The sequence below is a fragment of the Acidithiobacillus ferrooxidans ATCC 23270 genome (assembly GCF_000021485.1).
In the GTDB taxonomy this organism is placed as follows: domain Bacteria; phylum Pseudomonadota; class Gammaproteobacteria; order Acidithiobacillales; family Acidithiobacillaceae; genus Acidithiobacillus; species Acidithiobacillus ferrooxidans.
Window position 1 is genome coordinate 1,045,642 of sequence record NC_011761.1, and the last position, 24,244, is coordinate 1,069,885.

Consider the following 24,244-nt stretch of genomic DNA (forward strand, 5'->3'; position numbering starts at 1 on the left):
ATTGATCAGAATAGACGTATTGCGCAAAGTGCCTGAAGATTTGACGCTACACTGGCTGGTTGGAGTCGAACAAGACGATAAAAAGGGGTGGCGGGTACGTATAGTCACCTGCGGCGTGTCGTCAGGCAAATTTGCCATGTGGAGCGTACCTATTGGGCTGTTCCCGGTACTGGCACTCGGTTATCGCTTCTCCGAAGGTAGGCTGCTCCCGATAACCTACGGCGAATATTCGGAAGTGATTGTTCCCAATCTGGCGGCAGGAGAGGAAATCAACTCGTCCGACATTCCGCCAGAATTATATTCGTTCGAAGGAAAATCACACGGGGTGCAGCGACTCTTGCGTTATCGAGTGGGTCAGGTGGAGTATTTGGTGCCGACCATGGAACTCATCCGTAGCCTGTTCCTGCATAATAAAACGCTTGCCAATCATATTATGCAGCCTGGAGGCATCATGACGCTCTTCAGGCCGGTCGAACCTGGGTTTCATCCTCGTCTGCAGCTCGATTATACCCAGCAAATGCCAGTGAGATCACTCAAGAGGTCATTTATCTTGGAGTTTTCTTGGCTGGCGGTGGATCCTGATGGGCAACGCGCCTGGGACAGTGTTTACGAACGGACATTCAAACAAAAGTATATGACCTTTGATCCTCCCGATCTGCATGACTGTGGAATTAAGTTTCGTGGAGTGCGGAAAGGAAATCAGTGGCTTATCTTAGAAATCTCCGAGTTCACGGGGAAGAGGGTACCCTGTGATGTTTTGTATTTTTCTCATCCGTCGCTGGGGAAAACGATTACGGTGCGGATGCCAAAAAGTCAGCCTAAAAGGCGTGGACCAGACGGTGGGTCGTCATCAGGTGACGTTCCTGTCATAGACACGGTAGGTTCGGGAAGTAGGACGGATGTTCATCAGCCAGCCCTGCCGATATTGACCAGAACCAGCATTTTCGACCGGGAAATCGAAGTGCGTCGGGTGGATAAAAAGGATCGGATACGTGTTATCAGGCGTAGAAACAAGGGCGCCGCGGGCACCAGTGAAAATGAGGGAAGGACCGGAAAATATCGGGGAAGTGGAAAAACGCCACCGCCTAAAGTGAGCGTTTCCCCTGAGTCTCTGCACGACGATCTCCTGCCCATGGAGTTTCAGGTGCTTGCGGTCGAGAAAGGTGAAGGTGCGGACGATCTAAGGCGATTGATGCAGGTGATCCGTACCATGGCGAACGGGTTAATAGATGTCCGTGTTTTGACGGCGCTGTGCCGGCTTGAAACCGGGCAGGCCTTTTCCATGGTCGGAAGGCGCCAAAGATTATGCCTGGTTGCCGTATTTTTCCAGAAAAAGACGTTCCCGGTGGTGTTGCTGGATGTGGAGCATAGTAACAAAATGGCTTTGTCTACGCTGTTGCTGCGATTCAAGGGTAGTATCGGGCTTCGAGATATCGAAAACCATATCCTGTTGATTCTTCACCGGCTGGATTGTCGGGGAGGACGTTGGGACGTTACGGAGAATGAAGGTGACCAGCTTGCTCATTATGAGCGGCTGCGGAAGGTGATGAGACCTGATCCGGGAGGTAATGAGCAGCAACAGAATGGCGTTTGGGCGGAAAAACTGAGGAAAAAGCTCTTTGAGGTTCCCGGCAGATTGGACATCACAGGGGAGTCATGGTCCGATTGCGTGGTGATTTTGAAGTGATCTTATCGGCCAGAAGCGGACTCTCATCCTTCACCACAACCCAATGTAGCGGGGAATTGGTACTGTAACCTTGTAGTACCGTCAACTAGGCCTACGCTTTCCGGTTTGGCTGAGTTGCTGTAGGCGAGGTAGCAGAGAGAGTGCACCGTGTCGGCGGGTGTGGCGTTCGGCATGATAGGAAATTGCCGCGACTTGGGGGTGCTTGCTGCGCACCGCGATATCGGTGAGAAACAGGTAGAGGATGCTGGCGCCAAAACGCCAGGAGCGTTCCACCGCCCTGATATGCTGGCGAATGCGACACAGCGAGGCTTCCGCGCTGCGTCGACCCTGGCGGGCTTCGGCCCAGGCTTCCACCGCGCAAATGAAGTCCTGCCAGGGTTGCAGTCGATGGGCGGCGTTGACCCGCAGAATGATTTCACAACGGCGCAGGGTGTCGGCGCTGTCGTCGGTCCAGATGCCCATGGTGGCGCGCATCACCTTGATGAACAGCCACATGTAGAGGTTACGGTCGGGTGAGACAAGGCTTTCGGCGCGGTCGAAACGCGCTAAACCGCTCGGAATATCATTTTGCAGGATATCGATGAGTCCGAGGTACCCCAATGCGGCAGCCTGTGGTCTTACTCCCGTCACCAGCTGCATTTGAGCAACCCACGCCTCCCGCCAATGGTCGAGGCAGCTCCGTAGATAGGACTGTGCCGCGGACAGATGGTTTCGGTAGAACTCGGTCCACCCCAGGGCATAATGACCGATGGCGATGACGGCTTCTGGTGGAACCTCGTCGTACGGCGTATCGATGATCCTGCTGGCGGCGAGCATGGCCTCCCGACTGCTATACTGGGAGCTCACCGTCGTCCATTGTCCGTAGCGCAGTCCCAAAAGTGGCCACCCCCGACGGCCGAGGGTTTCGCCGAGTTTCTCGAGTGCACTGGCATCGGACAAAACCCGCTCCGAGCTATAGCCATAGAGTGCCCGGGTGGCGAGATAGTGATCGCAGAGGGGGGCATAGCGCTCTGCAGTAGCGTTCTCGAGGCATGTAAGTGCTTTTTCACTGTTGGCCAACGCCTCGCGATAAGCGGCTAACTCCAGCGCGGTACGACTGGCGCGGGCAAAGAAGCGGCCCGCCGAAAGCGCGTCGCCACCGTCCAAAAAGTGCTGGGCGATGAGGGCCGGGCTGTGCGCGGCCTGATGGCTCAGGTGTTGCGCCCAGCGCAGATGCATCCTCTGCATCTGCCCCGGATGCATGCGTCTGCGGCTTGCAGAGTGCAGAAGGTCATGACGGAAGCTCCAGGTCTCGCCCGCTTTCTCCAGGATTCCCCGCGACCGCAGTTGTTCGAGCTGGCGCTCCGCTTGTTGCTCGCTGATCTGCTCTGACAGCTGTACAACATCGCTGCTGGTCAGTCCATTCCCGATGATGGTGGCGGCCTCCAGGGTGTCCAGGCAGTCGCGATTCCGCTCGATTTGTGCCTGTAAAATAACCTCCAGGGCACCAGAATGGGTCTGCAGATCCTCGCGTAGGAAGTGGTCATGGTTGCGCGCGATACTATCGAGATAGAGGGGGATGCCGGTACTGGCGCGATAGAAGGCTTGCAGTTGATCGGTCGGAATCACCACGGGCAGTAGCTTCTGCAGCAGCCGGATCCCTTCCTGGTCTGGAAGGGGATGCAATGGAAAAGTGGCGGTGGGATCAGCGAACCCCGGTAGCGGACCGCGGCTATTGATCAGCATGAGTACCGGGAGATGGGGCAAACGCTGAATATAACGCTCCGCCAAGGCGATGGAGCTGGCATCTGCCCAATGCAGATCTTCGACGACGACGATATGGGGGCCGGGAGAGATCTGCGCGAGCAATTGCAAAGCGCTCTCTTCGAGCAGGTGACGAAACTCCTGCAAGATAGGCTGGGTGTCGTCTGGCTCGGTGGAAACCTCCAACCAGTGAAACCAGATGCGCAAAAGGAGAGGGTCTTGTTCGCCCAAAGTCTGTAAATGTTGCCGTAGCACCCGCTGCGCTACTGATTTTTCCAGGCCGTCGAGTCGGAGCAGGCGTCGCAGAGTTTGGGCCATTGGGTACAGAGGTTGGTTGCGATGGGCAGCACTTGTCTGGTAGCGGATGATTGGAACCTGTCCCCAAAAAGGTTGCAGTACCTGTTGGAACAGCCAGGTTTTCCCGATCCCAGGCGGTCCCACGACCCACAGGCACTCTCCAGGATGGCCATCGAGGACCGCCCGTATCCTGCGCACGAGCTCCTGGTGGATTTTGCCGTGGGCGATAGGGGCGTTGAGATCAGGTGAAGTGTCCTCGGTGCAGGTACAGAGATACAAGGCGGTGCTGTCCTGGTCCAGTGTCTGGAAGACAAAGGGGGGGCATGGATTTGGGAGCAAGACATACGCCGCCTGACCCAGGATCATACGCGCCCCTGCCGGGAGGTTTCGGGCGCTTTGCCGCAACGAACGAAACAGGTGTCCCACGGGTTCGCCGGTGTTGTTGTGAAGAATCCGACCATAATCAATGAGGAACACGGCGTCGTCTTCCTCGGGTCGGGCTTCGTGAAGTGCCGCCATCGCTCGGACGGCAGCGAGCGGTCCCTCCGCAGCCACATTTTCACCATCGAAAATCAGTTCCAGCACGCCGTCACCAGTAACACGGTCGCGTGCCGAGACCTGTCCGGCAATTTGATGTGCTACCGCATGGTATTTTTGTATATGCGCTTGGATTTCTTCGTCCGAAGCTCTTTCCCAGCCTGGTCCAGGGAAGATGGCGAGTACGGTGATGGCGACGCTACCGGGGATGTCGGCGTCGATCTTCGGATCTATGCTGGTCGTCCGTAGGGCCTGCAGTTCTCCGTAGAGCGAGTTGAGCGTCGCATTGGGTTTTTCGCCGCGCATGGTGGCCTTGGCGTTCCGGAACTGTTCGAAGACATACAGGGCCTGCTGTGTTTGATCTGCATCCGCCAGAATCTGCATCAGGCGGAGATGGGGGAGGTCGAGGAGCGGGCACTCCTGCGTCCAGCGTGTGGCCCAGTTCAATGCTACTTCCGAATTGGAAGCGGCCAAATGATGATCGACGAGTGCCTGATAGAGCTGTTGAAGACGATGTTCGGCAAGGCCGCGCAGCTTCCCGGCCCAGATCGCGAAAGGGCTACCGTCATTAACCCCTTCGTTGGCGAGAAATTCTCCTCGATACAGCGCGATGGCCCGGCTGCAAGATTCGATGTCCTGCAGGTCAGCGGCCAAAAACTGCGGCAGATCGATTTCTTGCCGCTCGCCCTGCCGCCATTCGAGCCAGTCTCCCTTGTGCAGAAAAGGGGAGTTTTTGGCGGGAAGGGTCCGCGCGAGTTGGAAGATGGCTTGCCGGAGCTGGTTGCGCGCCTGGGTGTCGGATTCTGTCGAGCAAAGCTGCGTTGCCAGTTCCGCCCTATGGATACGACCAGGGTGCAGGCAGAGATAGGCGAGGAGCCGTCGTGCCGTACGGTGCGGTAACGGTAGGGAACGCGCCTGCCAACGTAGCTCCATGTCTCCCAAAAGGCGAATTGTTAGCACCGCTTCGTTCGCAGGCATCCACACGGCTCTCAATGTGTCATGTAATATTATGTATGGTAAATGATTTTTGCGTAACGGTCAAAAAACGCAACAAGCGTATCTAAATTTGTTACAGTTTGCGCAAATTCATAAGCAATCACTATTGCTGCAAGCTGTCGCTCAGGAGAAAAAGAAGCATGAACGCAACCTACCGTTTAATTTTTAACCGTGCCCTCGGCTGCCTGCAGGTCGCCTCGGAGTTGGCCAAGACCGGCGGGGGCGCTGCCGGAGGGGTGGTCGGTGCGGGGGTGCGAGGTGCTCCGGCGGTGGATAAGAATCAGGTGCCGGCCCTGGGCCTGCTCCTGCGACAGATTCTGGCCGTATTGCAGCCGGCGGTACCCCTTTTGATGGTGGGGGCGGGCGTGTTAGCTCCCGGTCTTACCGACGCGGCGACCGCAAAATACATCAGCAGCAGTATCAGCAACCTCACCATTACCGGCAGTGGCACGAGTCAGGTCAGATTGATACCCGGCGGCACCATCTCCGGAACGCTGGCCAACCAGGGCACCATTAGTGGGGCTTCGGCAGCCGTCAGCCAAGTTTCTGCTACCGGTGGCATTGGCACCCTGAGCAACACTGGGACCATATCTGGCACTAAGCAAGGCGTGTTGAATGGTGGCAGTATTGGTTTTCTACAGAATAGCGGTGGCCTCATTCAGGGCGGTATCGTCGGGGTCTCTAACAATAGCAGTACCAGTCAGATAGGCACGTTACTCAATCAGGGGACCATCAGCGGTAAGAGCTTTGGCGTGAGCAATTACGGCACCATTTCCAACCTGACCAATGACGGGATTATTAGCGCGTCCAATCCGTCTAACTCTTACAGCAAAGCGGCGCTACTAAGTAATGGCGGCACCATTGGACTATTGAGTAACAGTGGAACGATCAATGGCGGTAGTGCGCTTGCCATATTAACTTCATCTGGCCTCATTGGTACGTTCAATAATGATGGCGTGATTACCAATACCGGTTCGTCGGCTGCGGTGGTGGAGGTGGGAAATACCGGCACGATCTCCAACGGCGGGACCATCGTCGGGGCAAGAACAGGTTTGGCTATCAATGGCCAGGTTTCGACTGTGACTAACACCGGAACAATCAGTGGTGTGCAGGTTATGTTTGGAGGGTTCGCTTCTGCCATCAATAATTCTGGCCTGTTGGGAGGACCTAACAGCCACACAGGCATTGCGTTAATAACTAAGTCATCCTTGTTTAATGGCTCTTTGGCTGGCGTGCAGTCCACTTTGACAAATTCCGGTATCATTCAGGGAGAAAACTATGCCATCTCGATTAGCAGCAAGCCGGCGACGGTCATTCTCGATTCGGGTAGCGAAGTTATCGGTACTGTAAACGCCGGTACCACTGCCAGTACGTTTTTGTTGAGTGGCGCGCAAAGCTGGGGTTCTGGATCTCCCATCATCGCGCCCCAGAGCACCCTTACCATCACCCCGTCGGGCGATGTAACTACGGCTGATATGTGGAGTGTGGCGACGGTAAACAATCAAGGAACGCTGGCAGTGGGCGTTTTTGCGACGCCAACGGGGGGTGGCATCAGCCCTGCAAGCCAGACCATCGCGGGTAACTACGCGCAGAGCGCCGGAGGGGTTCTGCAAATGGCCATTACGCCCGCGGATAGCACGGCAGGCACCGACTACAGTCAGCTTGTGGTGACCGGAACTGCAAACCTGGCGGGTACCCTGGATGTCGTTCCCAACGGTGCGGCTTCGGCCTATACGGTAGGGGCAAATTATGACCTGATTCATGCCGGAAGCATCGTGGGCAGCTTTGGCACCGTTTCGGGCATGCAGGCGTTGGCGAATTATGTCTCCCCCCAGATGAGCTACAGCGCCACGGATGCGACGCTCAAGATGGCGGTGGCTGGCACGCCGACGCCTGCACCTGCACCTGCACCTGCACCTGCACCTGCACCTGCACCTGCACCTGCACCTGCACCTGCACCTGCACCTGCACCTGCACCTGCACCTGCACCTGCTCCTGCTCCTGCTCCTGCTCCTGCTCCTGCTCCTGCTCCTGCTCCTGCACCTGCACCTGCACCTGCACCTGCACCTGCACCTGCACCCGCACCCGCACCTGCACCCGCACCCGCACCCGCACCCGCACCTGCACCCGCACCTGCACCCGGCGTAACGTTGAGTAATGCCCCAGCATTTCACAGTGGACGCGCGGTAGCTGCTTCCACCTACGCGGTGAATGTCGGGGGTGATGCGATCGTCTCCAGCCTGCTGGATGGTGCGGGTCAGGTGCAGGGTTCCGATGGACCGCGCTTTACCGACAGCCGGATTGGCAGTTGGGTGAAAGGCTTCGGCGCCTTCGGTCGCGCCAACGGCGCCTCGGTAGAGAACTATGGCGGTATTGCTGGCTACGGCCTGGCGATCAACCATCACCTGGTTCTGGGTGCCGCATTTGCCGGATCGGGCACGGGTACAAATACCGACGCGCAGCAGGTCAGTACCAATAGCTTCGGCGGATTTGCCTACGCCATCGACACCCTGGGGCAATTGCGCTTGTCAACCACCCTGGGGGCCGGGTATCTGCATCAGTCGAGTAGCCGCAATATTTTCAATGCTCAGAACCAGTCCATATACGAAACTGCCGTCGGGGCTACGAACGGCTGGTATTTCGGAGCCGGCTTGCAGGCACAGTACCTGATTCCACTGGGACAAAATTTCCTGATGCCCTATGGCCGCATCGACTACGTGCACACCTATGTCAATGGATTCCAGGAAAATGGCGCCAATAAACTGGTGAACCTGAACATTGGCTACGGTTCATTGAATACCAATGTCGCGGCCTTCAGCGGCGGGCTGCGGGCGGGTACGGATCTTTCCTTGGGGAGCATGACCCTGATTCCCTGGGTGTCCGTGGGTGGTACCGGCTATGCGGGGACCCTCAAGGTCGCCCAGGTGGAAACCGTTGGCTTAACCAGCACCACAGAAACCGGACTGGTCACGCCTAATGGCGCGTTGGATACGGGAGCGGGCGTCACGCTGCGTGGGCATCATACCCCGTGGACCGTGAAACTGGCCTATAACGGCCAGTTTGCTGGAGATGTGCATCTCAATACCTTTGACCTGCTGGCGAATTATCGCTGGTAATGATCTGACTCGGACGCTGGGACGGTTCCGATAGGTGCCGTTCCAGTTTTTGTGAATCTTGCATTCTTCAAAAAACAGGCTGGATACAAGCCGCTAAGAATACAGAAATACACCAAAGGGAGTTTGTGCCGATGAATACCGCCTACCGTATCATTTTTAACCGCGCCCTGGGATGTTTGCAGGTGGTTTCGGAACACGCCAGAGGTAGAGGTAAGGCTCCCGGCGTAGGGCGGGGATTCCGCAAGCTGGGAAAATACCTGACGTTAAGCATCCTTTTGTGCTCCTTCGTACCCAGTGTTGCGCAGGCAGCAGTGACGACATTGGTCAGCTCTACGGGTACCGCCGGTAAACCGGGAGGAACTATTCAGGGCTATTATGCAGGCAATCCTGCTAATGGTATCCCGGTTGGCGGTGGAGCTCTTGGTGGTTATGGCTTCCCTCCTGGGGGCTTTGCTGGGGGCCTATGGACCATTTACTCCGACTATTATGGCCGGGCTGGTTCGGCACCTTTCGGCGCGTGGAATCACCCGGACGGCGTTCCTGGAAAGCCCGCCAGTAATGGCGTGGGTGCGGGTGGTGCGGGAGGAAACGGAGTGAATAATGGTCCCTTCTCGACAAGTAGCGGCGGGGGCGGGGCAGGTGGTCAGCCCGCGTTTACGGGCCTGACTTCGGGCGATGACGACAGCGTTGGTTCCGGGGTTACCATTGTAGGAGGTATTGGGGGGGCTGGGGGAAACGGTGCCTCTGCATCAGGATACTCATCCAGTGGTCCGAATGCTGGTGGTGGTGCTCAGGGGGGCGCGGCTTTTTATGGGAGCGGTTTTCAGCTCGGCAATGCCGGGGGGCTGATCGCGGGGGGCGCTGGTGGCGTAGGGGGCGCCGGCTCTGGTGGAGCGGAGGGTTACGACGAACAAAACAGTGGTGGGGAGTACTCTGGTACGCAACGCGGCGGTGCGGGAGGCTACGGCGGTGCGGGAGGCAGTGGCAACGATGCCATTCAAGGAAGTAATTTTTCCGTTTCGAATCAGTCTGGTACTATCATCGCTGGTGCTGGTGCTAGTGGAGGAACTGGTGGCAACGGTGGAGCTGGTGGAAGTTGGGGCCCGGGTGCCGGTTCTCCGAATGGCGCGGCGGGCGGCAATGGTGGGGCGGGTGGCAATGGCGGCGCTGGTGGTGCTGGCATCTCTGGAAGTGGATTTTCTCTTCAGAACCAAGGGCTGATTTCGGGCGGAGCTGGGGCAATTGGCGGCTCTGGAGGTGCCGGCGGTAAAGGGGGTTCTGCCAGCACGAGTGGTACGGTCGGAGCAAATGGAGTAGCTGGTACCGATGGCATCGGTGGAGTCGGCGGCGCTGGTGTCGTTTCTGCGGGTGGATCGACGATTACCAATGCCGGGACGATCAAAAGTGGTGCCAATGCAGCGGGGGCTGCAAATGCCAACACGGTAGCCGCTGTAGAGCTTTCCGGTGTCGGAAATACCCTGAGCAACACCGGTACCATCATCGGGGTACAGGGTACCGCAGTTTCCATGACCGGTGGCCCGGACACCCTGATTTTCGGCACCGGCAGCGATGTGCAGGGTACGATCAATGCGGGCGCTACCGCCAGCACCGTGGAGCTGAATGGCGCCGTCTTGGGAACGGCGGCACCGATCAGTCTGGCGGACGGCACGCTGGTCAATCAGGGGACGTTGGGCGGCCCGCAATTTGGAATTGTCATTGGTAATGCGGCAAGCATCGGAACTCTGGCTGCCGGCACCGACGTGCTGGGAACCGTGGCGAGCTTGCAAAACACCGGCAGTATCAGTGGAAGTCTTTACAGCGGTAGTTCTATGTCCTATGGGGCCGGTGTCTTTAACCTGGGCGGCAGTATTGGCAGTTTGAGTAATGCTGCAGGTGGGAATATTGCTGGTACACGGGGCATTTACAACGACTCTGGCAATATTGGTACGGTAACGAATGCTGGTAGCATTGGTGGCGCACACTCCGCATCGGGCCTCTACAATGACCTTTCAGGCACCATTGGCGTTTTACAAAACACAGGAGTGATCAGCGGGGTCGATAATGGCGTCAATGATCAGGAGGGTAGTATCGGCAGCCTGAATAATACCGGGACCATCATTGGGACGAGCTCTGCCGGCATCAGAGATATGGGCGCTATTAGTGCGCTCAGCAATAGCGGTGAGATTTCCGGTAAGATCGGTGTGGAATTGTCAAATGTCAGCACGACGCTGACCAACACCGGCACGATCATCGGTACGGGCGGCACGGCGATCAACATAGCCAACAGCGCCGACACGCTCATTCTGGGCACGGGCAGTGACGTGCAGGGCACGATCAATGCGGGCACCACGGCCAGCACCATTTTGCTGGAAGGCGACCCGGTGATGGGCAGCACGACGCCCATCAACAATCCTAACGGCAGCCTGACCATTGCCCAGACGGGTAACTGGACGGTCAACGATACCTGGACGGTAGGTACGGTGAGCAATGAGGGTATTCTCACCATTGGCGCGGTGTCGGGTAGCACAACCGCGCCGGGGCTGCTGAATCTGACGGGCAATTACATCCAGACATCTACCGGCACCTTGGCGATGCTGGTGACACCCCAAGACGCTACGGCAGGGACGGACTACAGCCAGTTGGCCATCACCGGCAGTGCCCAGTTGAACGGTGTGCTGGATGTTCTGGATGAAGGCAGCTTCGTCCAGAACGGCAGCAGCAATGTCTACGATCTGGTCACCGCCAGCAAGGGGCTGACGGGCACCTTTGCCACGGTGAACTACGACCCGGCCTTTGCCAGCTATCTCACGCCGACGCTGAACTACACGGCCAACGACGCCATCTTGACGCTCACGGCGGCCGCAGCAGGCCCAACCGTCGCCACTATCTCCACGAGTATCGGGAGTTTTCCGATCCATGTCGCTACCACCAGCGGCGTGGTGGTGACTTCCACCGGCACGATTTCCGGGACCTTGTCCAATAGCGGGGTATTGCCGGTAGCTGTCCAAAATCCCATTTCGAACGCTGGGTTGATCAATACGCTCAGCAATTCTGGGGTAATAGACTCTGCGACCGGTTATGCCATTGCGAATACCAACAGCATCGGCAGTTTCAATAATAGTGGCACGGTCAGTGGCAACAGCATCGCCGTGTATAACACCGGCAGTATCGGCAGTTTGGCTAACAGTGGCACTCTCGATGGTAGCAGGACCATTTCCGGCACCGTCAGCGGCGGCTTGGGCATCAACAATAATGGCAGTATTTCCAGCCTGAGCAATGGGCAGGGCGGCAGCGTCCACGGCGGCACCGATGGCATTTCTAACGGCAGCAGCATTGGTATCCTGAACAATAGCGGTACCATCAGTGGCAATACCGGCATTGTCAACACGGGCAGCATTGCTAGCCTGAGTAACAGCGGCAGCATCAGCGGCTACTTCGGTATTGATAATAGTGGCGCCATTGGCAGTTTGATCAACCGCGGCAGTATCAGCGGTAACGCCGTAGGCATTGACAACGAGGGCAGCATTGCTAGCCTGAGTAACAGCGGCAGCGTCATTGGCAACCGCACCGGTATTTCCGCCAACGGCGGCAGCATTGGCAGTCTGATCAACAGTGGGGCTGTTGAGGGCGGCGAAACCGCACTGTATCTCAACGGCGCCAGCGCCACCCTGAGCAACACCGGGACGATCATCGGCATGGGCGGCATGGCTATTGTGGTTTCTGGCAGCAATCCCTCCAATCTGATCTTTGGCACCGGCAGTAACGTGCAGGGCACCATCGATGCGGGCACCACGGCGAGCACCGTGGAACTGGATGGCGCCACTCTGGGCACCGTGGCGCCGATTGTCCTGACCGATGGTGCCTTGATCAATCTGGGTACGGTGCAGGGTAATAGCATTGGTATTGTGGTGACTCCAACGCTGATGGCGCAAGCCCTGGGAGCCGAGGTGCTGGGCAACTTGGCAATTCTGAACAATCAAGGGCTGGTGGAGGGCACCTCGCCACTGGCGGTTGCCCGGCAGAGTAGCGTGGGCACGCTGACCAACAGTGGGCAACTAGTGGATACGGGCACCTTGGGTTACGCCCTCGCCAACGGCGGGTCTATCGGCTCTCTGATCAATACGGGCCAAATCCTGGCCACAGTGGGGACCGTGGGCCATTCCTACGTCTCTGCGCTCGCCAATTTTGGGAGCATCGGGACGTTGGTCAATGGTAGTTTAGGGCTGTTGCAAGGTGAGGCGACGGGTCTGGCCAACGGCAATAACTCCACCATTGGAAGTCTCAGCAACAGTGGTACCATCACTGGCGGTCTAGAGGGTGTGACCAACTTGGGCCTCATGGACGCCATGACCAACGGTGGCTCCATCAGCTCCCTGCGTAATGCGGGCTCGGGCACGATTGGTGTGGGTCAGAAGACGGCCCTGCGCAATGCTGGCAGCATTACCACTCTGTCTAACTCCGGAGTCATTAGCGGCAAAAGTTTTGGTTTGCTCAACACCGGCAGCATCGCTACCGTCAACAATAAGAGCCAGGCCCAGATCAACGAGGTCTCCCTGAGCTCGGGCAGCGTTGGCCAGTTCAATAATGTGGGAACGATCAGCACGGTAGGAACCATCGGGCTGGAACTCTATAACGCCGGGACTCTGGGCACGCTCAATAATAGCGGAGTCATTAGCGGCGGCAGTAACGCAGTCACCAACCAGGGCAGCATTGCGGCGTTGATCAATAGCGGAATCATGACTGCCAATGGCACGGGTCTGACCGATGGCGGGGAGATTGGCACGCTCAGCAATAGCGGGAGCATTGGCGGCAATCGAACTGGGTTTGCAAACGTCTATGGCAGCATCGACCAGATGGAAAATGCCAGTACGGGCTTGATCACCGGAGGCACTTACGGGTTGGCCAATGACGGCGCGTTGGGGAGCGTGGACAATGCTGGCACCATCACGGGTAGCGTCTCCGGCATCTTCAACGAGGCTACCATTGGCACGATCACCAATAGCGGTACGATCAGCGCCGGGCAGCACGATGGTGTCAACAATAGTGGTGGCTTACTGGGTAGTCTGAGCAATACCGGGCTCATTACCGGAAAAACCGGGCTGAATCTGGCGGGAGTTGTCAGCACGACGGTAAGCAATACCGGCACCATCATCGGTACCGGCGGCACGGCTATCCGTCTGGGTAACGGCGCGAGTACGATCATTCTGGGTACCGGCAGCGATGTGCAGGGCGCGATCAATGCCGGGATAACGGCCAGCACCGTGGAGCTGCAGGGCAGCCAATCTCTGGGCACCGTGGCACCGATCAGTCTGGCCGATGGCACCTTGGTCAATCAGGGCACCCTGAATGGGCAGCACTACGGCATCGTCAATGCCGCGACCATTGGCACCCTTGTCGCCAATGCCGATGTGCTGGGCACACTCGCTGCTTTGAATAACAGCGGGACTATCACTGGGAGCAAGGCGGGTCTGTTCAATGATGGCTCCGTCGCTGCACTGAGTAACAGCGGTCTCATTTCGGGTAATAGTTCCGGTATTTTTAACGAAGGCAATATCGGTACGCTGGACAATAGCGGAACCATCAACGGAAATGCTACGGGCTTGTACAATGCTGCCAGCATCGGCACGCTGGCAAATATCGGCACCATCGGGGGTGCAACCGGCATTCTGGATCAAGGCACCATTACTGACCTGCAAAATGAGAGCAGCGGGGTGATCAGTTCATTGGCCATCGCGCCTGCTGGGCATTTGGGCGCTTTGCAGAATAACGGGGCGCTGCAAACCGTGGTGAACAAGGGCACGATTCTGGATGCGGGAACGGGGGCCGCACTGTTCAACGGCAATGGCCTGGGTACCCTCAACAATTCGGGGTTGATCAGCGGTGGCAGTACCGCCATTTCCAATCAGGGGTCGATGAGCACACTAGTCAATAGTGGCACCATCACCGCCAAAACCGCTCTTAATTTGGGTGGACTGGTCAATCCCACCCTGACGAATACGGGTACGATCATTGGTACGAATGGTACGGCGATCAAAATCTCCGGTGGTCCGGCTACACTGATTTTCCAAACCGGCAGCGACGTGCAGGGCATGATCAATGCGGGGACTACCGCCAGCACCGTGGAACTGCAGGGTACCCCGACTCTGGGCACTGTGGCACCCATCAGTCTGGCGGACGGCATCTTGGTCAATCAGGGCACGCTGAGCGGGTTGCAGTACGGTATCGTCAATGCCGCGGCCATTGGTGCCTTTGCCGCAAATGCAGATGTGCTGGGTGGCTTGGCGAGCCTGCAAAACAGCGGAAGCGTGAGCGGTAACACTGCTGGTATTCTTAACAATACCGGCGGCAGTATCGGCAGTCTGAGCAACGAAAAAGGCGGAACCATTAGCGGTACCAACGCAGGCATTCTCAACTATGAAGGCAGTATCGTCAGCCTGGACAACAGTGGAATCATCAGCGCCAACGCTGTCGGAATTGTCAATAACGCCGGCAGGATAGGCAGTCTGAACAATGCTGCCGGCGGAACTATCAGTGGTGGCTATTATGGTATTACCAACAGTGGCAGCATCGGAGCTTTAGGCAACAGTGGTGCCATTCAGGGTAAGACAGGTATTTCCCTCAATGGGGTCAGCACGACGCTGACCAACACCGGCACGATCATCGGTACGGGCGGCACGGCGATCAACATAGCCAACAGCGCCGACACGCTCATTCTGGGCACGGGCAGTGACGTGCAGGGCACCATCAATGCCGGCACCACCGCCAGCACGATTCTGCTGGAAGGCGATCCGGTGATGGGCACGACGACGCCTATCAACGATCCGAACGGCAGCCTGACCATTGCCCAGACGGGTAACTGGACGGTGAACGACACCTGGACCGTGGGTACGGTCACGAATGAGGGCATTCTCACCATTGGCGCGGTGTCGGGTAGCACAACCGCGCCGGGGCTGCTGAATCTGACGGGCAATTACATCCAGACATCTACCGGCACCTTGGCGATGCTGGTGACACCCCAAGACGCTACGGCAGGGACGGACTACAGCCAGTTGGCCATCACCGGCAGTGCCCAGTTGAACGGTGTGCTGGATGTTCTGGATGAAGGCAGCTTCGTCCAGAACGGCAGTAGCAATGTCTACGATCTGGTCACCGCCAGCAAGGGGCTGACGGGCACCTTTGCCACGGTGAACTACGACCCGGCCTTTGCCAGCTATCTCACGCCAACGCTGAACTACACGGCCAACGACGCCATCCTCACCCTGACGGCGGCACCGGCGCCCGTGGCAGCGCCAACCGTAGCGACCATCTCCACGAGTATCGGGAGTTTTCCGGTCCATGTCGCTACCACCAGCGGTGTGGTGGTGACTTCCACCGGAACCATCAGCGGCACCCTGAGCAACAGCGGCAGCTTGCTGTCCAAGCAGTATCTGGGCATCAACAACAGTGGCATGATCGATGTGATGAATAACAGCGGGGAGATCAGCAGTGGTAGCAAAGCCATATATGACCAAGGCAGCATCGGCACTTTGAACAATCTCGCCGGTGGAACCATTAGCGGCAGCAACGTCGGAATTGTCAACATTGGCGGCAGCAGCATCGGGTCACTGAGCAACCTTGCCGGTGGGACCATTAGCGGCAGCACCAGTGGCATCGCCAACACCGGTACCATCGGTTCCCTGACGAATGGTGGAGACATCCGCAGTGACAACAGTGATATATACAACAATGGCAGTATCGGCACCTTAAACAATCTTGCCAGTGGAACCATTAGCGGTGGCAACAGCGGCATCGTCAACTACGGCAGCATCGGCTCCCTCAGTAACGGTGGCATCATTCAGGGCAAGATGGGAGTTCTCCTCGCTGGAGCTGGCACCACTCTGACCAACACCGGTACCATCATCGGCACGGGTGGCACCGCCATCAGTATCGCTGGCAGCGTTGCGAATACCCTCATCTTCGGCACCGGCAGCGATGTGCAGGGGACCATCAATGCGGGTACCACGGCCAGCACCGTCGAATTGCAGGGCACGCTGACTCTGGGCACACTGGCACCCATCAGCCTGGCCGATGGTACCCTGGTCAATCAGGGCGCCTTGGGCGGGCAGGCGTATGGCATCGTCAATGCCGCGACCATTGGTACCTTTGCCGCGAATGCCGATGTGTTGGGCGCGCTCACTGCCTTGAATAACAGTGAGACCATTTCCGGGAGCAAGGCGGGGTTGTTCAATGATGGCCCCGTCGCTGCACTGATCAATGGCGGCCTCATTTCGGGTAATGGCTCCGGTATTTTCAACGAAGGCAATATCGGCATCTTGGGCAATAGCGGAACCATCAACGGCAATGCTACGGGCCTGTACAATGCCGCCAGCATCGGCACCCTGGCAAATATGGGTACCATCAGCGGCAAATTAGGCATTTACAACGGCGCTACCATCGCCAGCCTGAGTAACGATGGGAGCATCAGCGGTAGCCTGGATGGGGTTGCTAACGAGGGCCGCATTGGTACTCTGAGCAACAGTGGTAGCATCAGCGGTACCATTAGCTATGGCATTTACAACGGTGGCAGCATCAACTCCCTGACCAACGAGGCTGGCGGTACCATCAGCGGTCGCCGCTACGGCATTTATAATAGTTCCCCCTATAGCGGCGGCGGCACCATTGGCTCCCTGAGCAATGGGGGTGTCATCAGTGGCCAAACCGGCATTTATCTGGATGGCGCCAGTACGACGCTGACCAACACGGGCACCATTATTGGTACGGGCAACGGGACGGTGGCCAACGCCATCTCCATTGCCAACAGTCCGGACACCCTGATTTTCGGTACCGGCAGTGACATCCAGGGCACGATCGATGCCGGCACCACGGCCAGCACGATCCTGCTGGAAGGCGACCCAGTGATGGGGACGGGTACGCCCATCAACGATCCCAACGGATCTTTGACCATTCAGAAGACCGGCAACTGGACGGTAAACGACACCTGGACGGTGGGCACCGTGACCAACGAAGGCATGCTGACCATCGCCAGCGTATCGGGGACGACCAACGCGCCGGGGATGCTGAATTTGACCGGTGATTACGTGCAGGGCTCGACGGGCACCCTGGCGATGCTGATCACGCCGCAGGATACAACGGCTGGGGTGGACTACAGCCAGTTGGCCATTACCGGCAGTGCCCAGTTGAACGGTGTGCTGGATGTTCTGGATGAAGGCAGCTTCGTCCAGAACGGCAGTACCAACGTCTACGACCTGATCACGACGACCAAGGGGATCACGGGCAAATTTGCCTCCGTAAACTATGCCCCGGCCTTTGCCAGCTACATCGCCCCGAGCCTGAACTACACGGCAGATAATGCTGTTCTGACCCTGACGGCGGCACCGGCACCTGCACCTGCACCTGCACCTGCACCTGCACCTGCACCTGCACCTGCACCTGCACCTGCACCTGCACCTGCACCTGCACCTGCACCTGCACCTGCACCTGCACCGGCACCTGCACCTGCACCTGCACCTGCACCGGCACCGGCACCGGCACCGGCACCGGCACCGGCACCGGCTCCAGCTCCAGCTCCAGCTCCAGCTCCAGCTCCAGCTCCGGCTCCGGCTCCGGCTCCGGCGCTCGTCCCGCACTCCACGCGGCAGCCGGAGCTGGTATCCAAGGTCTTCTCTACAGGATATAGCGCCGTCAATCTGCCCTATATCAGCAATGAGAGTCTGCACAGCACCCTGAGCACCGTCCTCGATGGCTCCCAGGGTGTATTGGACAGCGAGGGCCGGATGCACTTCACCAGCACCCATCTCGGCGCCTGGGCCAAGGGCTTTGGTGGCTTTGGACGCAGCAGCGGCTCTAGTGTCAGCGACTACGGCGGTGTAACCGGTTATGGAACGGCGATCACCCGGCGCCTGACCTTGGGCTTAGCCCTGTCCGGTAGTGGGACTGATACGGGATCGGTCTACCAGCAGGCCCATGGGCACGCTTTTGGCGGCTTCGCCTATGGCATCTACACCGCTGGTCACCTGCGGATCTCGGGCGACCTCGGTACCGGTGCCCTGACCCTCGACACCAACCGGCGACTGCTACCCACCAATCTCACCGCGAGTGCCAGTGCCAACGGCTGGTTCCTGGGCACCGGCGTCCAGTTCCAGTATCTGGTCCCCATCGACAACGCTTTTGTCATCCCCTACGCCAAGTTCACCTATCTGCACACCGCCGTGGGTGCCCTGGACGAACAGGGAGCGGGACTCCTGAACCTGCAGACAGCGGCCATGCGTACCAACATCGGCAACTTCACCGGGGGGCTGCGTACCGGCATGGATTTGCGTGCGGGGGAACTCACCTGGATTCCTTGGGTAGAACTGGGGGGGGCGGCCAACGTCGGTACCCTGCACCTGAATGTGCTGCAACAGACCCGCAACCTGGGCGACAATCTCGCTCGGACCCTGGTGGCTCCGGCGGGCGCGCTCGACACCGGTGTGGGCCTGACCCTGCAGGGCAAGGGTCCCTGGGTGGCGAAGTTTGCCTATGAGGGCCAGTTCGCGGGAGATACCCACTTCAACAGCTTCGACCTCATCGCCCGCTATCGGTGGTGAGTTGGTCAACTATCGCGGGCAAGCGGTTTCGCTAGGGTATCGGTGTCTTCTGCCTGGCCCCGTGCCGGGCGTTTTCCATGGGGGAGAAATGCCACAGCGTTTGCTACAGGTCGACCGTATCGGGCTCAGCGCCTGGGCGGGTCTGCTCACGCCCGAGAACTGCCAGAACCTCATCGCCATCGGACAATCTCTGCTGCGCCCGGCGACGGTGACCGACGAGCAAACCGGGCAGGAGGTAGCTCATGGTGAACGGGTTTCGGAAATGGCCTGGCCCAAGCGCGACGACTATCCCATCCTACAGTCGTTGGCCGAGGGTATTGCCCAATTAACCGGCATCCCCATCGACTGTCAGGAGCCCTTGCAGATCCTGCATTACCGCCCGGGCGGGGAGTATAAGCCGCATTATGACGCTTTTGCGGCTGATGCCCCGACTTTGCGTCAAGGCGGCAACCGCCAGGCCACTCTCATCCTTTACCTCAATGCCGTCGAGGAAGGCGGAGAGACGGCCTTCCCGGAACTGGGGCTGCAGGTCTCGCCAATTCCGGGAGGTGGGGTCTTTTTCCGCAATCTGAACGAAGAAGGCCAGCGCCACCCCCTTTCCTTGCACGCCGGCCTCCCGGTGCGCAAAGGCGAAAAATGGATTGCCACTCAATGGATACGCCAGGAAGCCTATGTCTGACCCGCTCCAAGCCCCGACCATGACCCTCTCCGAGGCCTTGCAACGGGCCCAGGCCCACTGGCAGGCCGGACAGGCCGCCCAGGCCGAACAGATCTGCCAGCGCATTCTGGCGAGTTTCCCTGGTCAGCCCGACGCCCTGCACCTGCAGGGTCTCATGGCGCATGCCTATGGTCGTCTGGACCCCGCTATCGAGTATCTCCGCCAGGCCTGTGCCTCGCCTCAGGCAGCAGCGGTCTACTGGAGCAATCTAGCCGAGATGCTCCGCCAACGCGGACGCCTCGCGGAAGGCGAGCGGGCCGCCCGCGAGGCGCTCGCCCGCGATCCCCAACTCTCGGGCGCCTGGAACAATCTGGGCATCCTCCTGCAGGAGATGGGACGATTTGACGAGAGCCGGGAATACCTGGAACGGGTACGCACCGCTGAGCCAAAAGATCCCAAGGTACTCAATAACCTCGGAAATACCTGTCTGCGGCAGCGAGACTTCAGCGCTGCCGAGCAGTACTGGCGGCAGGCTATGTCCCTCGATCCCGCCTATCCGCAGCCCTACAGCAATCTCGCCAAGCTCCTCACCGACCGGGGCGAGATCGAAGCGGCCATCGATGCGGGACGCCGGGCCATTACGCTCGATCCGCATCTGACGGATGCCTATATTAATCTTGCCGCTGCCGAACAGGAGCGGCATAACCCCGATGCTGCCCTGCGCTGGGTCGAGGCGTTGCTTGCCTTTCAGCCTCAGAACGCCCAGGCCTGGTCCACCAAGGCCACCCTCTTGAAGGAAGCCGAACGCCTGCCTGAAGCCTTGCAAGCCGCTGAGCAGGCGGTGCAACATGCCCCGGAATCTGCGGATGCGGAATACGCCCGTGGTAGTGTTCTGCAGGCTCTGGGGCGGCACGAAGAGGCTCTGGCCGCCTATGCCAAGGCTGGCGAACTACCCGGGGTCAAGGCGGAAGACGCACTGATCAGTCAGGCGGTGCTGCACATGGAGCAGGGCGCCAGGACGGAGGCCGAACGCTTTTTCGAGAAGACCATCGAGCGTTTTCCCCACTCGGCCAGTGCCTGGTACAACTGGGCCGATCTGCATCGTTTTGCGCGCGAGGACGCCTTGCTGCCCCGCATGCAGGCCCTGCTGGAGCAAGAGCTTTTGCCCCGCGACCGGATGCTGCTGGACTTTGCCCTCGGCAAAGCCCATCTGGACTTGCAGGACTCGCAACGTGCCTTTGCCCATCTGCACGCAGGCAATGCCGCCAAGCGTGCCACTTTCAGCTACGATCCCGCTCAGGCCGATGCACTGGCGGAGCGGATCATCACCCTGTTCCCGAAAGACAAGTGGCATATTCCGTCCATATCGCAAGCCGCTGCGGAAGCAATCCCCGTCTTTGTTGTCGGCATGCCCCGCTCTGGCACCAGCCTGATCGAACAGATCCTCGCCTCTCATTCCGCAATACACGGTGCCGGGGAACTGAGTGATCTGCGTCGCATCATCGATGCGGTCGGGATATATCCCGAGGCCCTGGTGTCTCTCCCTCCAGAGCAGCTTCGGAGCCTCGGCCAGCAATATCGGGATCGAATCACCCCGCTCGCTGATAAGGCCCGCTATCTCGTCGACAAGATGCCCGCGAACTTCTTCTATGCGGGGCTCGTTCCGCTGCTCTTGCCCGAGGCGAAGATCATCCATTGTCGTCGTGATCCGGTGGATACCTGCCTGTCCTGTTACAGCAAAAACTTCTCTGGGGAGCAGCGCTTTTCGTACGATCTGCAGGAACTCGGGCGCTTCTACCGGGCCTATGCCAGGCTGATGGAGCACTGGCGGCATATTCTCCCTGCCAGCCAGTTTCTGGAAGTGGACTACGAGGCGGTGGTGGACGACCAGGAAGATCAAACCCGCCGTCTGCTCGATTTCCTTGGCCTCGACTGGGAGCTCGGCTGCAAGCACTTTTACGAAACCCGCCGAGCGGTGAAGACGGCGAGCGTCAATCAGGTCCGCAAACCCATCTATCGGAGCTCCGTCGGTCGCTGGAAGATCCACGCCGCGCAGCTCCAGCCGCTGCTGGAGGTGCTGGAGATCGATCCCGAGGCATGAAGCGTTCCATCGCCGAACTCCTTGCCCACGGTCAGGCGCTTATCGCCGCTGATCTCCCCGAGGCGGTGGGAACCCTCCTGCATCCCTATCTGCAGGGGGGTACGGGCCCCATCCCCCTCTGGAAACTGTTGGCATTGGCCTGCCGCCGTCAGGGCAAGTTCGAGGCCGTACGCAAGATACAGGAGATGATCGTCGAGACCCTCCCCGGTGATCTCCCGGCGCGCTACGATCTCGCCGATACCCTGCTTACCTTGGGGGACTTCGCGCGCGGCTGGGAAGAGTACCGATTCCGCTATCATCTGCCGCACACCACGGCCCTCGCCCGACACATCCAGGCCGCCCCTCGTTGGGACGGACGCCCGATCTCCGGCCAAACCCTGCTTATCCACGATGAACAGGGCTATGGCGATACCTTTCAGTTCATCCGCCTACTCCGTGCCGCCCAGAAAAACAGCGAGGCGAAGATCCTGGTCGAGATCAATCACGAGTCCCTTTCTCTGATACGCCGGGCTTATCCCGAGTTCCTGGTACAGCCTCGGGGAACGCTGCCGCCGCACTTCGACGCCCACTGCGAACTGATGAGCCTTCCCCACGCCCTGGGCCTGCAGCTCTCGGATCTGCCCCTGGAGATGCCCTATCTACAGGCCGACCCCAGGCGAATCGAACATTGGCAAGAGCGCTTGCAAGACCTCCCCCGCCCCTGGGTCGCCCTGACCTGGGCAGGGCGACCTACCCATCCCAACGATGGCAACCGCTCCATGCGTCTGGAGCAATTCGCTTCTCTTGCCATGGTCGCTGCTTCCTTCCTGGCCATCCAGAAAGGACCGGCAGCCTACCAGCCTGCCCCAACAGGCATGAATTTATGCCGCCTGAGCGACGAGATACGCGACTTCGAGGACACCGCCGCCATTCTGCAGATCGCCGATTTGCTGATCTCCGTGGACTCTTCCCCAGTCCATCTGGCCGGGGCCCTCGGCCGCCCCGCCTGGGTGCTGTTACCGTTTGAATCTGAGTGGAGATGGATGACGGAGCGGGAGGACACCCCTTGGTACCCCACCCATCGCCTGTTCCGGCAATCCCGCAGAGGGGATTGGCAAGGGGTGCTGGAACGAGTGGCTGTCGATTGGGTGGCCTCAGAATATTCTCCAGCGTAGTGAATCAGGGGCAAGACGGGGATGATTGCAAAGAACAGATCATGTTTTATTGATACGGATTTGTGCTGGACACCTCAGCACGAAATGATGTGTTCTGTTTATTGGTCGCAACAGATCACATTTTTAATGGCAAACCGCGGCCATACTTAAAGGAGAAAATACAATGTCTTTTAACCAAACTTTTCAAATATACAACTGCACTCCCTACCAGATGACGCTTGACTCGGCAAATAGCGAAAATTTGGATGATGCATGGCCATCAACTATTCCAGCTCAGAGTGCCAGTGGTCCTGGATACGTTGAGTTTGAGCAGGATGGGTTTTTTAGTGTGAACCCCACAGCCATCTATATTATGCAGAGTGCCCCATCTATTAACGCTACTATGCACTTTTATTGTGCTGGGACAGGCCTTACGGTCCAAGTAACTACAACCTTAGAATATAGTAGCACTCCTTCATTCACTAATTTAATTCGGGAAAGCAACACCAATCCTGATCAAGAAGATACTGGTTCAAACAATTTGTCTATCAAGGACTTCGGTAACAATTCTAGTCGTGGCATCGCGATATTCGTGATCGGACAAGACAAAATTCCGTCGTAGTCCGATAAGCGGTAACCGAGCGGCGTATCCTGTGGTTTACCGGGAGATATTATAAAGGTCTCTAGTTTAGACACTCAGCCCGGCTTCGCCGGGTTTTTTATCTCAGAAAAAACAGTTAAAGCCCGGCAATGGCCGGTAAACACCCCGTCGGCAGCCAGGGTGTTTTCGTAATTTGAGCGTAAACGGCCTCCACACTGGTGAACAGGTGCTTGCGCATCCATTCGGTCCCCTCGACTTCTGGGATTTTACTCAGCTTCCGGCTGGGTGGCGAAGACCTCCGCGCGGGAGCCCAGCCGTTTGCGGAAGGGCTTGGTGTTGAGCCGCAGCACCAAGGAGCGGATGGCCGCGTTGAGTTCCGCCAGCCAGGGTGAAGAACTGGCAATGATGTAGCCGGGCCAGTATCCAGCGCTCGGCGATTTGCACGCTGACCTTGGCCAGAGTCTGGACATGCGTACCTGCATACGGAAAATTGGCAATTCACGTGGCATTCTCATTCCACCTGCGTTTCTGGCGGCCTGTGGAATCGGCGACCATGTAGACATTCTTATGGAAGGCAAGTCTCTGCTCAGAAGGCCGGTACAAGAGCCGCGTGCAGGCTGGTTTGAGGGGTTTAATCGGCTGACTGAGGTGATCAGGCATCCGAATGGCCGGAATGGCCGAAAAACGGACTGTCGCATCAACCATACGGACAGCCACTTTCTGGCCGATATTACTCGGCCCCAAGTTGGGAGAGAAGATCCGTGCTTATGTGTCATTGAGTGTAGCGCA

The 24,244-nt window shown here is 58.4% G+C and carries 10 protein-coding genes and 2 pseudogenes; 10 read left to right on the forward strand and 2 right to left on the reverse strand.

What is annotated here, in order from left to right:
• The first annotated feature begins 1 nt into the window (after window position 1).
• Window positions 2-1,687, forward strand: coding sequence for a hypothetical protein (locus AFE_RS05705; RefSeq protein ID WP_041645616.1), 1,686 nt, complete (start codon window positions 2-4; stop codon window positions 1,685-1,687).
• An 81-nt stretch (window positions 1,688-1,768) separates the two neighbouring features.
• Here the strand turns inward: AFE_RS05705 and AFE_RS05710 are convergent, their stop codons facing one another.
• Window positions 1,769-5,197 (reverse strand): AAA family ATPase, encoded by a 3,429-nt coding sequence (locus tag AFE_RS05710; protein WP_012606879.1) that lies wholly within the window; start codon window positions 5,195-5,197, stop codon window positions 1,769-1,771.
• A 203-nt stretch (window positions 5,198-5,400) separates the two neighbouring features.
• Between AFE_RS05710 and AFE_RS15570 the strand changes: the two genes are divergently transcribed.
• The 9 genes and pseudogenes from AFE_RS15570 to AFE_RS16020 all read left to right on the forward strand — a co-directional run bounded on the left by AFE_RS15570 (window position 5,401) and on the right by AFE_RS16020 (window position 23,476).
• The gene (locus AFE_RS15570; protein WP_012606881.1) at window positions 5,401-8,376 is read left to right on the forward strand and encodes an autotransporter domain-containing protein; all 2,976 of its coding nucleotides are present in this window, start codon (window positions 5,401-5,403) and stop codon (window positions 8,374-8,376) included.
• A gap of 131 nt (window positions 8,377-8,507) precedes the next feature.
• Window positions 8,508-8,642 (forward strand): annotated as a pseudogene (locus AFE_RS17065) (ESPR domain-containing protein); the annotation flags it as partial.
• A 163-nt stretch (window positions 8,643-8,805) separates the two neighbouring features.
• Window positions 8,806-8,973, forward strand: coding sequence for a hypothetical protein (locus AFE_RS16730; RefSeq protein ID WP_236608977.1), 168 nt, complete (start codon window positions 8,806-8,808; stop codon window positions 8,971-8,973).
• A 321-nt stretch (window positions 8,974-9,294) separates the two neighbouring features.
• Window positions 9,295-9,597, forward strand: a complete 303-nt coding sequence (locus AFE_RS16735) for a hypothetical protein (RefSeq protein ID WP_049759432.1) — start codon at window positions 9,295-9,297, stop codon at window positions 9,595-9,597.
• Between the two features lie 305 nt (window positions 9,598-9,902).
• On the forward strand, window positions 9,903-18,962 hold the full coding sequence (locus AFE_RS16330) for a hypothetical protein (RefSeq protein ID WP_049759435.1): 9,060 nt from the start codon (window positions 9,903-9,905) through the stop codon (window positions 18,960-18,962).
• 88 nt (window positions 18,963-19,050) lie between these two features.
• The gene (locus AFE_RS05730; RefSeq protein WP_049759436.1) at window positions 19,051-19,641 is read left to right on the forward strand and encodes a prolyl hydroxylase family protein; all 591 of its coding nucleotides are present in this window, start codon (window positions 19,051-19,053) and stop codon (window positions 19,639-19,641) included.
• Window positions 19,634-21,721, forward strand: coding sequence for a tetratricopeptide repeat-containing sulfotransferase family protein (locus AFE_RS05735; protein ID WP_012606884.1), 2,088 nt, complete (start codon window positions 19,634-19,636; stop codon window positions 21,719-21,721). The genes AFE_RS05730 and AFE_RS05735 overlap by 8 nt, the downstream gene beginning before the upstream one ends.
• A complete protein-coding gene (locus AFE_RS05740) occupies window positions 21,718-22,875 on the forward strand; it encodes a glycosyltransferase family 9 protein (RefSeq protein ID WP_012606885.1) in 1,158 nt (385 codons plus the stop codon). The genes AFE_RS05735 and AFE_RS05740 overlap by 4 nt, the downstream gene beginning before the upstream one ends.
• A 163-nt stretch (window positions 22,876-23,038) precedes the next feature.
• Window positions 23,039-23,476, forward strand: coding sequence for a hypothetical protein (locus tag AFE_RS16020; RefSeq protein ID WP_148208610.1), 438 nt, complete (start codon window positions 23,039-23,041; stop codon window positions 23,474-23,476).
• A 263-nt stretch (window positions 23,477-23,739) separates the two neighbouring features.
• Here the strand turns inward: AFE_RS16020 and AFE_RS05745 are convergent.
• A pseudogene (locus AFE_RS05745) lies at window positions 23,740-23,920 on the reverse strand (IS21-like element ISCARN4 family transposase); the annotation flags it as partial.
• Window positions 23,921-24,244: the final 324 nt, after the last annotated feature.

Coding starts and splice junctions, on each gene's coding strand:
- AFE_RS05740 (WP_012606885.1), top strand. CDS start 21,718: ATGAAGCGTTCCATCGCCGAACTCCTTGCCCACGGTCAGGCGCTTATC.
- AFE_RS16330 (WP_049759435.1), top strand. CDS start 9,903: ATGACCGGTGGCCCGGACACCCTGATTTTCGGCACCGGCAGCGATGTG.
- AFE_RS16020 (WP_148208610.1), top strand. CDS start 23,039: ATGTCTTTTAACCAAACTTTTCAAATATACAACTGCACTCCCTACCAG.
- AFE_RS05735 (WP_012606884.1), top strand. CDS start 19,634: ATGTCTGACCCGCTCCAAGCCCCGACCATGACCCTCTCCGAGGCCTTG.
- AFE_RS15570 (WP_012606881.1), top strand. CDS start 5,401: ATGAACGCAACCTACCGTTTAATTTTTAACCGTGCCCTCGGCTGCCTG.
- AFE_RS16730 (WP_236608977.1), top strand. CDS start 8,806: ATGGCTTCCCTCCTGGGGGCTTTGCTGGGGGCCTATGGACCATTTACT.
- AFE_RS05730 (WP_049759436.1), top strand. CDS start 19,051: ATGCCACAGCGTTTGCTACAGGTCGACCGTATCGGGCTCAGCGCCTGG.
- AFE_RS05710 (WP_012606879.1), bottom strand. CDS start 5,197: ATGGAGCTACGTTGGCAGGCGCGTTCCCTACCGTTACCGCACCGTACG.